The organism is Imperialibacter sp. (assembly GCF_040222815.1).
Lineage (GTDB): Bacteria > Bacteroidota > Bacteroidia > Cytophagales > Cyclobacteriaceae > Imperialibacter.
The window spans coordinates 151,962-165,177 of the sequence record NZ_JAVKCH010000025.1; the positions used below are offsets into that span (position 1 = coordinate 151,962).

Sequence of the window (13,216 nt, forward strand, 5' to 3'; positions counted from 1 at the left end):
AATATATTTGAATGAGTCGTCATTCATGAAATATCTGCTGTTTTTTCTCTGTTTGCCTCCTTTGTCCTGCCTTGCGCAAAGTGTCGATTTTTCAGTCGATTTTTCGGAAGGTTGTGTTCCGCTGACTGTCAATTTTACCGACAAATCCACTGCGAGCCCGGTCACTAACTATCAGTGGACTTTTGGCAATGGAAATAGCTCCGTACTTCAAAACCCCAGCGCAGTATATACCGGTTCTGGCACATTTCAAGTGACATTGGTGGCTAAATCTGGCGCCACTACGCTGGGGACTAAAACGATGGACATTGTGGTACATGATAAGCCTCCCGTTGATTTTTCGTTTTCCCCTGCGGAAGGATGCAGCCCATTGCCAGTGTCGTTTGTTGCTGAGAGCCTAACAGCAGGAAAGACCCTACAGTCTTTCGAGTGGGTTTTTGGAGATGGCGGCTCCAGCAACGACGAAGCACCTACGAACACTTACCAAAGCCAGGGCGACTATTCAGTTACGCTTGTCGCAAAAGACCAATTTGGCTGCGAAAACACTGTTTCAAAAAGTGCTATAATCAAGGCGCACGGTATCAAGGCAACTATCGGGGCCGATAAAACCGTTTTGTGTGAAACGCCAGCACAAGTGAGCTTTAGCTCAACCGTAACCGGCACTGGCCTGAACACTAGCTATAAATGGGACTTTGGCGATGGCAGCAGCAGCACAGCCCAAAACCCGCCGCATTCCTACTCAACTGCGGGTGATTATAAGGTAACAATGACAGCAACTGACGAAAAAGGCTGCCAGGATAGCCAGCAGCTTTCAGTTGTCATAGGCAGCGGCGCTGGTATCTCCTTCACAGCGTCTGCTGCACAGACTTGTGTTGGCAACCAGGTTTACTTTATAGAAACATCTGACAAGACGATACTCTCCCGACACTGGGATTTTGGAAACGGGAAGACATCCGATGCAGCTTCTCCGGTCACCACCTTCAGCGAGCCCGGCAAATATCAGGTAGTGCTCACGGCGCAGCTTCAAGGGCAGGCTTGTGAAGCAAAAACAGTGAAAGAGATCATCGTGGGGGCAGATGCGGCACCGTCGTTTACCGTCCAGCAAAAGTGCTCACTTCAAATCCAGTTTTCGAACAGCTCGACTAACAGCACCCGATGGAGTTGGAATTTTGGTGATGGAATGACATCGGAAGACGAGTCACCCATTCATGCTTACGCCGCTCCGGGGTTGTATCAGATAACTTTAACCAGCTATAGCGATGTGGGATGCGAAGCATCTCTGAGTCAGCAAGTTGAGGTGGTTCATATTGTCAATACAAAGATTCTCCCCGAAGACCAGCAAAGCTGTAGCGAAATTTCGCTGTCGGGTTGCGCACCGTTCACACTTCCGTTTACTTCTGTAACAGAGGCAAGTGAAAGCTACTCCTTACTCTGGATCTTTGGCGACAATACGTCGACCACCGAAGCCAATCCGATGCATGTTTTCGCTCAGCCGGGTACCTATGAGGTTGTGCTGCTGGCGACAAGCGCATCTGGTTGCACGAGCAGGAAAGAAGTGGACGTGGTGGTGTCATCCACAGTGCCAACAGCGGCCTTCACTGTCAGCAAGCAGGTTGTTTGTGCCTGGGAGCCGATCAACTTTACAAGCGAGTCCCTGAATGCTACTTTTTATTGCTGGGACTTTGGTGATAGTACAGGGACTATTGAAGAGAACCCGATACATAGTTATGAACGGCCGGGGTTGTACACGGTGAAGCTGAAAGCAAAAAATGCCGGTTGTGAAGACGAGATTATTAAAACAGAACTAATAGAGGTATTGAACCCTTTTGTTGGTTTTGATTTTTCGAAAAGCTGCGACGATCCTAACACGATTAGTATAAGTAACTTTTCAAGTGACTACGATGGCATCACGTGGGAATTTGGCGACGGCACTAAGAGCAACGAAATAGCCCCATCGCACACCTATCCAGGCCGGGGCACTTATACATTGAAAGCTACCGCATTCAACAATGAAACGTCCTGCGTGGTATCGGTAGAGCAGGGAGTAAGCATTTACAACGTTCGGGCTGATTTTTCCACTGTCGACACCACCACCTGTAAAGGTATCCCTGTTCAATTTAACGATGCATCAACTGATGCCGAACACTGGGCCTGGACGTTTCCTGATGGCAGCAGGTCGGATGTTACCAACCCGATGCAAATCTACTATGATGCCGGTTACTTTGGAGCAGAGTTGACTGTTACTGACCCCGACGAGTGTACTTCTACCATAAAAAAAGAGGAAGTCGTCAGGGTATTGGACATCGATGGTGCATTCAGTTTTATTACAAATAATAAATGTGACTCTCTCGTAGTTGACTTCAAAGACTTCTCCCGTGGATCGCCAGGCATAGTCGCCTGGGAATGGGATTTTGGGGATGGCGGCTCGTCCACGTCGCAAAACCCTGTACATGCCTATTACGACGAGATGAACTACAATATCGGGCTGACACTAACAAATACCGAAGGCAGGTGCTCAATATTCAGAGAAAACGTTATTTCGTTTGTTAAGCCTGTTCCCAGGTTCATGACGGAAGCCGATGCGTATTGTGTGAATGATACGTTGGTATTAGAAAACATATCGATGAACGCCGTCAGCTATAGCTGGGAACTTGGAGATGGCAGCACATCCACTGAGCTGGGGCCGGTTGTTTCTTACAACACGCCGGGCAGTTACACCATCAAGCTTCTTGCGCAAGACGTTGATGGATGCCTGAGCAAAGAACCAGCGATCAAAGAGGTCATTGTTGCACAGCCGCAGGCTAAGTTCGAGGCTGTCAATACTTTTACCGAATGCCCACCTCTGATCACCACCTTTCAGGATAAGTCTGGAGAAGGCATTGCCTCTTACCAGTGGGATTTCGGCGATGGGCAAACATCGGCACTGGCCCAGCCGGTGGTGACTTATCTCATTCCAGGCGACTACTCAGTGTCACTTTCTGTAGTTGATGAGTATGGCTGCACAAGCAGCGTTACAAAAGATACTATAGTCAGCGTAGGCGGCCCCTATGGTTCACTTGACTTTGATAGTTTGAGCACTTGCGAAGGTTTTGATATACTGTTTGAAGCACATGGCACAAACACATCGACTTACAGATGGGATTTTGGTGATGGAGACGTGGTGGATACGCAAAGTAGTTCCATAAACAGAGCATACGATGAAGCTGGTAGCTATTTTTTAAACCTGGTCTTCATCAATTCACAAGGGTGTACTGTGCCCTATCAGGTATCACCTGCCATCACCGTGGCAACCGGGCCCGAGTCCGACTTTACAATCAGTGAAATATACCCTTTTACCCATGAGGAAGTGGTGGTCTCAGTAACCGATGGCTCAGATAGTCTGGCCTACTTCTGGCTAGTAGATGGCATAGAATGGGAGGGAAATGAAGTTGCCGTGGCCTTCGAAAACTATGGAGACAACGATGTGACGCTCTTTACAAAAGACACAGTGGGATGCGGGTCTGCTGTTGTCCATTCTTTTTTTGTGCAAGAGGAAGTCACAGATCTCCCCAATGCCTTTTCTCCAAACAACGACAGTTTCAATAATTCTCTCTACCTGCCTGGTGTGGAAAACGGCTTATGGACACTTGAAATATACTCCCGGTCGGGCAATCAGGTATTTCGCAGGGAAAGATACGCAAATGACTGGGAGGGAGGAGAACTGGCCGCCGGTGTTTACTTCTATCAGCTCGCCAACGAGCTGCGGCCTGAAAAAAAGATGAAGGGCTACCTTCACCTTGTCAGGTAATGCTAAAGGTGAGCGGTAAAGGCGCTGCCCTGGTATAATCTACTGCCATGAATCACTGTTAGCAACCACTTGAATTTTTCTTTTGACCTTTCTGAACCAAAAGTTAAAGCTTGCGTTAACAAAAATGTTAAACAAAAAAGTAAAGGGCTTTTGTCCATGAAAATAGAAGAAGCACAGACTGAGCAGGTGATCAAAGAGAAGGCCAAAGAGCTGTTTTTTAAGAAAGGGCTGATCAAAACAACTACCCAGGAAATTGCTGACGCCGCTGGGGTGAACAGGGCTTTGATCCACTACTACTTCAGGTCGAGGGAGCATATGCTGAGTATTCTGCTGGACGAAGCGATGGAAGAAAAGCGAGAACGGGTAAAAAGCATTCTGTCATTCGACCTACCGTTTAGGGAAAAGATAGCCAGGTACATTGATGCGATCATTACTTACAACATGACGTATCCATATCTGGAGAACTTCATCATCAGCGAAACTGTGAGAAACAAGGATAGAACCGAAGCCTACTGCGCCAGGAACCAGTCCCGATCAAGTGACCTGATTCGTGATCAGCTGGCCGAAGAAATCCAGCAGGGAAGGCTGGCACCCATTACGCCCGAACATTTTTTGGTTAACCTTATTGCGTTATGCAACTATCCAATGCTGGCTAAGCCTATTTTGAGAACTATTCACGGCATGACGGAAGAGGCTTACCACGAATTTTTGCTTGAACGAAAACAGGTCATCTACATGACCATTTTTAAGGAAGAAATGCCATCAGTTAGCTAATGACTTCTTCTTCAACCGGTAACTTATTAACAAACTTTTAAGAACAAATTTGAGTATGCAGCTTTTTCTACGGAAAGCACATTTGTTTCAAAAAGCATCCCTCAGGATGTCGATGCTGACACTTGTGTTAGTTTTATTGAATACCACTTTATCGCTGGGCCAGAGTGGCGACCCACTGGAGGTTGCCACACTTGACAAGGTGGTGGAATATGCCCTGGCTCACCAGCCCAATGTGCAGCAAGCCCTGATTGACGAAGAAATTACCGACAAGGCCATCAAAGGGAAGCTGGCCGACTGGTATCCTCAGGTTAATTTCACCTATAACTACCAACGGTTTATTGACTTGCAGGCGAGCGTGATAGGAGGGAACGTGATCCGGTTTGGCGTTAATAATACCTCTTCGGCACAGTTCAGTGCCAGCCAGGCTGTCTTCAACAGAGATGTACTACTGGCCAGCAGTACCGCTTCTCAGGTAAGAAGTCAGGCAGGTCTCAATACCAGCCGCAGTAAAATTGACGTGGTAATGAATGTGGCCAAGGCATTTTATGATGCCCTGGCCATGATGCAGCAAATAGAGGTGAGCGAGGAATCAATCGTTAGGCTGGAGCGGAGCCTGAAGGATGCACAAAGCCGGTATAATTCGGGTGTGTCGGATAAAACGGACTACAAAAGAGCCACTATTTTGCTAACCAACGCCAAAGCCTCTTTGAAAACCAACCAGGAACTATTGAAGTACAAGCAAGAGTACCTGAAAACGCTGATGGGCTATCCGCTTGATCAGAACTTGCCGGTGCAGTATGATCCGCTGTTGATGGAAGAGGAAATAATGCTCGACACTACACAGCAAGTGAATTACGCTGATCATATTGACTTTCAGATCATGCAGTCACAGAAAAGCCTTCAGGAGGCCAATGTGAACTACAGTAGGTGGGCCTTTCTACCGTCTGTCAGTTTGTTTGGGAACTATAATCTAAATTATCAAAACAATAACTTCAGCGACTTGTACAACACCACCTATCCCTTTTCTTTTGTGGGTGTTACATTAGGTGTTCCGCTTTTGCAGGGAGGAAAAAGGCTTGTTAAGATACAGGAAGCGAACCTGTCGAACGGGAGGTTAGACCTTGGACTGAAAAACCTGAAGAGCGCCATAAATACTGAGTACACCAGAGCGCTGGCTTCCTACAAAAGCAATTTGGGACTCTATCAGGCTCAAAAGGACAATGTTGAACTTGCTGAGGAAGTCTATGACATCATTCAGCTTCAATACCAGAGTGGCGTAAAAACCTACCTCGAAGTCACTATCGCAGAAAGCGACTTGAGAACTACCCGTATCAATTATTACAATGCCCTGTACATGGTGCTTGCCAGCAAAATGGATGTGCTGAAAGCCCTGGGCCAAATCAATTATTAATTCTTTAATTACTCAACCATACATGTCAGTGAATAAAATTTACATCTTTTTTGCCTTTGGCTTACTGCTAATTGCCGCAGGATGCGGAAGTGACAATCAACAAGGAAGGCCAGCACGGGGCCCGGTAGCCGTTACCGTGCAAGAGGTCAATTACACAATCGCTCCTTATTATGAAGCATACCCAGCTACTGTGAAGGCTTTGCAGGAAGTGGAGCTTCGTCCGCAGGTCAGCGGTTATATCACGGGAATCTTCTTTAAAGAAGGTGATAAAGTAAAAAAAGGGCAGAAGCTCTACACCATCGATCAGCAGCAGTCGCAGGCGGCATATAGCCAGGCATTGGCGAACCTTGCTGTGCAGGAGGCTAATCTCGATAAAGCAAAAAAGGATCTTGAAAGATACAAAGAGCTTGAAAAAGACGATGCGATTGCCAAACAACAGGTAGACTATGCTGAGTCGGCCTACTCCTCAGCCAAGCAACTTGTAGAGGCAGCGAAAGCCACTGTGAACAGCGTGCAAACCAATGTGCGCTACTCGACGATTGTGGCGCCATTTGACGGAACCATTGGCATTTCGGCAGTGAAGCTTGGTGCGTCGGTAACGCCCGGCCAAACGCTGCTTAACACTATTTCTTCCGATGACCCCATGGCAGTGGATGTAGTTATAGACCAAAGTAAAATCAGTCGCTTTAGCCAGATATTGGCTAAAGGCAGTGACAACGACATCGATTCCACTTTCCAACTGGTGCTTGACAAGTCTTTGTATCCACATTTTGGAAAGCTAAGCTTTATCGACAGGGCGGTAGATCCACAAACGGGCACCATCAAAATTCGGGTGGAACTGCCAAATCCCGAGCACATGTTGCGCCCGGGCATGAGTGGCAGCCTGCAAGTGCTGTCGAATGTGTCGGGTAAATCTATCACCATACCTCATAAAGCGGTGACGGAGCAGCTGGGCGAATTCTTTGTCTACGTGTCCGACGGTAGCAAGGTATCGCAAAGACGGGTGAAACTGGGGAAACAAATTGGCAACAACATCGTCGTCGTAGATGGTTTGAAGCAAGAAGAGGTAATTGTGGTAGAGGGTGTTCAGAATCTTAGAGAAGGCGCAGCCATCAGCGTTGCCTCACCTGCCGTAGCGAAGTAAATAATTCAACCAGAATCTATTCAATTAAGAAAAAATGGTCGCAGATGTTTTTATAAAAAGACCCGTAACCGCCATCGTCATATCTATTGTGATTGTGCTGGTTGGTCTGATAGCGATGAGCACATTGCCCATCTCTCAATACCCTGATATTACGCCTCCCACGGTAGCAGTGAGTGGCCTGTATATAGGAGCTGATGCTGAAACAGTGGAGCAAACCACCACCACGGCGATAGAAACGCAAATAAACGGTACGCCGGGCATGACCTACATGTCGAGCAATAGTACCAGCAGCGGTGCGAGTGGCGTCACTGTCACATTCGACATAGGCACTAATATCGACATTGCTACGCTCGACGTCCAAAACCGGGTAAGTGTGGCTGAGCCCACTCTTCCCGAGATTGTGAGGAGGTTGGGACTTACTGTGCGTAAAAGGAACCCGAGTATCTTTATGGCACTGGCTCTCTACTCTCCTGAAGGCACACATGATGCCACTTTCCTTGGCAACTTCGCCAATATCTACATGAAAGATGCCCTGCTCAGGGTAAAGGGAGTGGGGGATATCTTTTCAGTGGGCGACGATTTTGGCATGCGTATTTGGCTGAATCCTCAAAAACTGGCCAATCTCAAAATTACCCCAGCCGAAGTGAACGCCGCCCTGCAGGAGCAAAATCTTCAGATTTCGGCGGGAACAATTGGCAGCACACCTCAGGCATCGACGCAGACATTTGAGTTCAATATACTAACAAACGCCAGGATAAGCACCGTTGAAGATTTTGAAGATATTGTGGTAAAAACCAATCCAGTCACGGGAAATATGGTTTACCTCAAGGATATAGCCAGGGTAGAACTGGCCAAGTCCAGCTATGGTAACCATCCTTTTGTAATGGGTAAGCCGGCTTCGTTTGTTCTTCTCTACCTGGAGCCGGGTGCCAATGCTCTCGAAGCAAATCAGGGTGTGCGGGAAACTCTTGCAGAGCTTAAAGCCAGCTTCCCCAAAGACGTTGATTATCTGATTCCGTTAGAAACGACTTCTGTTGTGGAAGTGTCGCTCAAAGAGGTGGCCTTTACGCTCATGGAAGCCATGATTTTGGTGATCCTGGTAGTGTTTCTTTTCCTTCAGACCTTCAGGGCTACATTGATCCCCATCCTGGCGATCCCAGTGTCGCTGATTGGCACCTTTATCTTCTTTATTCCCTTTGGCTTTACGATTAACACCCTTACACTGTTTGCGTTTGTGCTTGCCATCGGTATAGTCGTCGATGATGCCATTGTGGTGGTGGAATCGATTCAGCACAATATGGATACTCATAAGCTTTCAGCAAAGGACGCTACCATTAAGTCCATGAAGGAGATCTCTGCGCCGGTCATTGCCATCGCCCTTATTTTGGCTGCGGTGTTTGTTCCGGTTGGCTTTGTGCCAGGTATTATCGGCAAACTCTATCAACAATTCGCCATTACCATTGCCATTTCAGTATTGATTTCAGCCTTCGTTGCGCTGTCGTTGACACCGGCGTTGTGTATGTTGCTGTTGAGACCGTCTGATCAGTCTAAAAGCAAGAAAGGGCTGGAGTGGTTCTTCAGCCGGTTCAACCGTTGGTTCGACAAAGTGGCGGGTTCGTATACCAACGGGGTAAGAAAGTGGATCAAGGGAACTCCGTATGTGCTGGTGATGATGATTTGCCTCTTCGTTGGGCTTTTCTTTCTGTTTCAAAACAAATCGACCGGCTTTATTCCTACTGAGGACGAAAAACGTTTTTTTGTGACGTATGAAATGGCAGAAGGCACGTCTACAAATCGGAGTATTGAAATGCAGTTGGAGCTTCAAAAGCGAATCATGACACTACCATCGCTGGATGTAGTGGGAGGTTTGGCCGGATTGAACATCCTCACCTTTTCCAATAAATCGAACGTAGGAACACTGTTTGTGAACCTAAAACACTGGGACGAACGTGACCCCGAAACGGAGAGTGTGGAAAAAATCATTGGGCAGGTCATGGCCATGACTTCTGATATTAAAGAAGCCAGGGTACTGGCAATTGCCCCTCCGCCTATCCCGGGTCTTGGACGGTCGTCCGGATTCACTTTCGAGCTGCTGCAAACCAGTAGCCCCGATGATATCTTCGGTTTTGAGGCGACCATGCAAAAGTTTATTGCAGCGGCTAATCAGCGGCCTGAGATAGCAGCGGCCTACTCGTTCTTTTCGGCCCGTACCCCAGCTTACCAGGTCGACCTTGACAAGGAAAAGGCAAAAAAGATGGGCGTCAACGTGGCGCAGGCATATAGTACTTTGTCGACTTTGCTGGCAAGCAGCTACGTGAACGATTTTAATATCTACGGGAGAAACTTTAGGGTGGTAACCCAGGCCGATACTGTGTACAGAAAAGACATCGATGACATCGGTAAGTACTTTGTGAAAAACAGTATGGGTGAGATGGTACCATTGAGCGCTCTTATCACCACCAAGGTGATAGAAACGCCGGCGCTTATCTCACACTACAATATCTACCGGTCGGCTGAGATTCTCGGCACTTACGCTCCGGGCTATAGCAGCGGCGATGCCCTGAAAGCGTTGCAGGAAGTGGCAGCCGAAGTACTCCCAAATGGTTATAGCTATGAGTTTGGTGGCATGAGCTACGAGGAAGTAAAGGCTGGCAATACGCAGAGTATCATATTTCTCGTGTCCATTGTCTTTGTCTTCCTGTTTCTGGCGGCACTCTACGAAAGCTGGTCTATTCCATTTTCGGTGCTGTTTGCCGTGCCTATCGGTGCCTTTGGCTCAATATTGACCCTCACATTTCTTCCGGGGCTTACCAACAATATCTATGCTCAAATTGGCTTGATTACGTTGATAGGGCTGGCAGCCAAGAACGCCATTCTGATTGTGGAATTTGCAAAAGAGCGAGTTGACGCCGGGCAGGACATTATAGAATCAACGCTAGAAGCTGTAAGGCTGCGTCTGCGGCCCATTATCATGACGTCGCTGGCGTTCATTTTGGGTGTGCTGCCGTTGGCGATCTCCACGGGCGCCGGTGCTGAAGCCAGAAAAACCATTGGCTGGACGGTGGCAGGAGGGATGGTGGCGGCTAGCTCCCTGGCTATCTTTGTGGTGCCGGTACTCTACGTCGCTATTTCGAAAATTGCTTATAGGAGAAGAATGAGGAAGGCCGCAACCAGCTAGTGCCTTAACCAAACTGATACAGCAAAAATTGAACAGGCCCGGGGATAATCCGGGCCTTCTTATTCTATCTTTTGGTCGAATTGTCATTCGATTTGGTTTCAATGTATGCTCCGTGTTGTAAGAAATCTAAATTTGATTCGTTCAATTTCTATACCGTTGTCAGAGACAGTATGCCATATATTAAATTGGATTATCCACTATATTTGTGGTTGCACAAGAAGAATTTAAAGCATGAAAAAGATTAAATCACTTTCCCTACTTTTTGCAACGTTCGCCCTATTTTCCTGTACCAGTGAAAAGCGAAGCGAAAGTGCGACAGCGGCTACAGGCGATCAGCCTGAAAATTCGACGCTACTTTTGGAAGGGAACACACTGGATCAGTGGCAAATGTATAGCCAGGATAGCATTAAAGGCTGGAGCCTGATTAATGGAGAGCTGCACGCTTCGGGCGCTGGCTGGGATGCAAATGAGGACATTATTACAAAAAAGACATTCGCCAATTTCGACTTATCGTTAGAATGGAAGGTCGCACCCGAAAATAGTTCAGGCATATTTTTTTATGTTCAGAGAGACAGCGATCAGCCTATTTACGAGTCTGCCCCGGAGTATCAGGTGATGGATGATAAAGGATGGCCGCAGCAAATGAAACCCAATCAATATACCGCTGCCAATTATGCGATGCATGCACCGATTGGCACCGAAGTGAAGCCGGCTGGAGAATGGAATACTACTAGAATCACTGTCAACTATCCCCATGTTGAGCACTGGCTTAATGGAGTCAAAGTGGTAGAGTATGACTTTGGCAGCGAAGATTGGGAAAATAGAAAAGCATCGGGTAAATGGGCAGAAGTTCCTAACTATGGCAAAGCGAAATCAGGCCATATCGGATTGCAGAATGCAGGAAAGGTGGTTTACAGGAACATCAAAATCAGACAACTATAATCGAAGCGCCTAAGCTGTCCCTGTGTTGAAAACCGGTACTCTGTTTATTAAACTCATAGAAGCTCTTGGCTATTCGGAGAATAGTAAGTTGCTCATTATTCATGCCGACGATGCTGGCCTTTGTCATGCTGAAAATGTAGCTACGATGCAGGCAGTTGAAACTGGAATGGTCAACTCCTACAGTATCATGGTTCCGTGCCCTTGGTTTAACGAGATGGCACAATACGCAAAACGCAAGCCAAGCATAGATTACGGCATCCATTTAACGCTAACTTGTGAATGGCAGGACTATAAGTTTGGCCCGGTTCTTCCGGCTGATGAAGTTCCGAGCCTGGTGGACAAAGATGGGTATTTTTACCCAAGCAGGAAGTTGCTTGCCCAACATGCCGTAAGCGACGAGATACGAAAAGAGCTTAAGGCTCAGGTAGAAAGAGCCTTAAATTTTGGTTTGAGGCCTTCTCATTTGGACTCACACATGTACAGTGTTGGCGCACGTGCCGAATTTCTGGATATCTACAGAGGTTTAGGACGTTTTTACGGCCTACCGACATTGATCAATAGGCAAATGATGGAACAGGTTGGACTAAACGCAGACTTGCATATTCGCAAAGACGATTTGGTTGTAGACCGAGTTTTTCTCGGCACGTTTTCTGATTTTGAGAAAGGCCGTCTTGCCGACTATTATGAGCAGGTACTGAACCGGTTACCTTCTGGTTTGAATGTCATTTTGATCCACCCAGCCTTCGATAACCATGAGATGCAAGGTATTGCCATCAACCATCCCAACTTTGGGTCAGAATGGAGGCAGACTGACTATGACTATTTTTCCAGTCAGCGATGCCGAACTGCGCTTTTTGAAAATGACATCAAATTGATTACCTGGAGTGATATAAAAAATGTGATCAGCAAATCCTAGCTCACATCCAATTGAGCCGGGGTCATTTTTATTTTTTCTCTTTCGATAAAGTCAACTAACCTAGTGGGGCTTTTGCCTGTTAGTTTTTCGAAGTTTTCAGAGATTTCAGGCTCTTCTTGAAACCTTGGTAAAAAGTGAAGCATCGTCATCACTAATGCGAAGCCTTTTTGAACGCCCTCATTTCTCTTTTTAAAGTAAAAACTTAACGGGTTGATACTGTTGAAACAAATTTCTGTGCCGATCACTTTGCTCATTAGATAAGTGACCTGGTAGAAGTCTTTGTTTTCGGTGCCAGTAATATCGTAGCCAGCATTCTGATACTCAGGAAATGAGTTAATTAGCATGGCTGTAGCCTCTCCAATGTTCCCTATGTCAATCCAATTGAATTTGGCGTGTCCTGAAGGGAGTGTGATTGTGTGGTTCTTCCGGATTTCAGCTAAAAGCGTCGTTGTCAGGTTCTGCATAAAGTAGCCGGGACGGACAAAAATATACTTGAAGCCATAACTCCGTATAAGAGCTTCTATTTTGTTGTGAGGGATAATGCTACTCTTTTCCACGCCTTGAACCGATAAAAAAACTATCTCTTCAATGCCACTTTCCTTAGCTGCCAGCAAAAGAGGTTGAAAGTACTTTTCAACTTCCGAAATATGGGGCGGCCTAAGAAGAAACAGCGTGTCAATACTTTCAAACGCCGAAGCAAACGAATTCCGATTTTCAAAATCAAACCATTCAAAGGACAAGCTCGGGTACCCTAAAAACTCTTTTTTTGCGCTCTCAACATCTCGGGCGGCGGCGATTATTTCGCATTCTTGGTTCAATTCGTTGAGAAAGTGTATCACCTCTCTTCCGATGTTTCCCGTTGCACCAGTTACTAGTACTCTTTTCATTTTCTTAGTTATACAATTCCACGTTTACCAGAGCAATCGAAAGGGCAAATACCCACTATTCAAATTGTGCCTTTCACCGAAATGGCAAACAATTATACCAAAATCAAACTAGTAAGTCAGAGCATTTTCTCTTCAGACGACACGCCGGTACCGCAGGCTATTGATTGCCTTCACATGGCA

General features: G+C 46.7%; 8 protein-coding genes. 7 read left to right on the forward strand and 1 reads right to left on the reverse strand.

Annotated elements, in window-relative coordinates; translation table 11 throughout:
• Nucleotides 1–25: 25 nt before the first annotated feature.
• The 7 genes from RIF36_RS13550 (at nucleotide 26) to RIF36_RS13580 (ending at nucleotide 12,149) form a co-directional block, all read left to right on the forward strand.
• Nucleotides 26–3,784, forward strand: coding sequence for a PKD domain-containing protein (locus RIF36_RS13550; protein ID WP_350119305.1), 3,759 nt, complete (start codon nucleotides 26–28; stop codon nucleotides 3,782–3,784).
• 156 nt (nucleotides 3,785–3,940) lie between these two features.
• On the forward strand, nucleotides 3,941–4,558 hold the full coding sequence (locus RIF36_RS13555) for a TetR/AcrR family transcriptional regulator (RefSeq protein ID WP_350119308.1): 618 nt from the start codon (nucleotides 3,941–3,943) through the stop codon (nucleotides 4,556–4,558).
• A 55-nt stretch (nucleotides 4,559–4,613) separates the two neighbouring features.
• A complete protein-coding gene (locus tag RIF36_RS13560; protein ID WP_350119311.1) occupies nucleotides 4,614–5,969 on the forward strand; it encodes a TolC family protein in 1,356 nt (451 codons plus the stop codon).
• A 22-nt stretch (nucleotides 5,970–5,991) separates the two neighbouring features.
• Complete coding sequence (locus tag RIF36_RS13565; RefSeq protein ID WP_350119314.1) at nucleotides 5,992–7,113, forward strand: efflux RND transporter periplasmic adaptor subunit; 1,122 nt, start codon at nucleotides 5,992–5,994, stop codon at nucleotides 7,111–7,113.
• 34 nt (nucleotides 7,114–7,147) lie between these two features.
• Nucleotides 7,148–10,291: an efflux RND transporter permease subunit gene (locus RIF36_RS13570; RefSeq protein WP_350119317.1), complete on the forward strand. Its 3,144-nt coding sequence runs from the start codon at nucleotides 7,148–7,150 to the stop codon at nucleotides 10,289–10,291.
• A gap of 231 nt (nucleotides 10,292–10,522) precedes the next feature.
• Nucleotides 10,523–11,233 carry a 3-keto-disaccharide hydrolase gene (locus RIF36_RS13575; protein WP_350119320.1) on the forward strand — a complete coding sequence of 237 codons (711 nt, stop codon included), beginning with the start codon at nucleotides 10,523–10,525 and terminating at the stop codon, nucleotides 11,231–11,233.
• A gap of 25 nt (nucleotides 11,234–11,258) precedes the next feature.
• The gene (locus tag RIF36_RS13580) at nucleotides 11,259–12,149 is read left to right on the forward strand and encodes a polysaccharide deacetylase family protein (protein WP_350119323.1); all 891 of its coding nucleotides are present in this window, start codon (nucleotides 11,259–11,261) and stop codon (nucleotides 12,147–12,149) included.
• Here RIF36_RS13580 and RIF36_RS13585 read toward each other — a convergent pair.
• On the reverse strand, nucleotides 12,146–13,036 hold the full coding sequence (locus RIF36_RS13585) for an NmrA family NAD(P)-binding protein (protein ID WP_350119326.1): 891 nt from the start codon (nucleotides 13,034–13,036) through the stop codon (nucleotides 12,146–12,148). The two genes, RIF36_RS13580 and RIF36_RS13585, sit on opposite strands and share 4 nt — an antisense overlap.
• Nucleotides 13,037–13,216 lie beyond the last annotated feature (180 nt).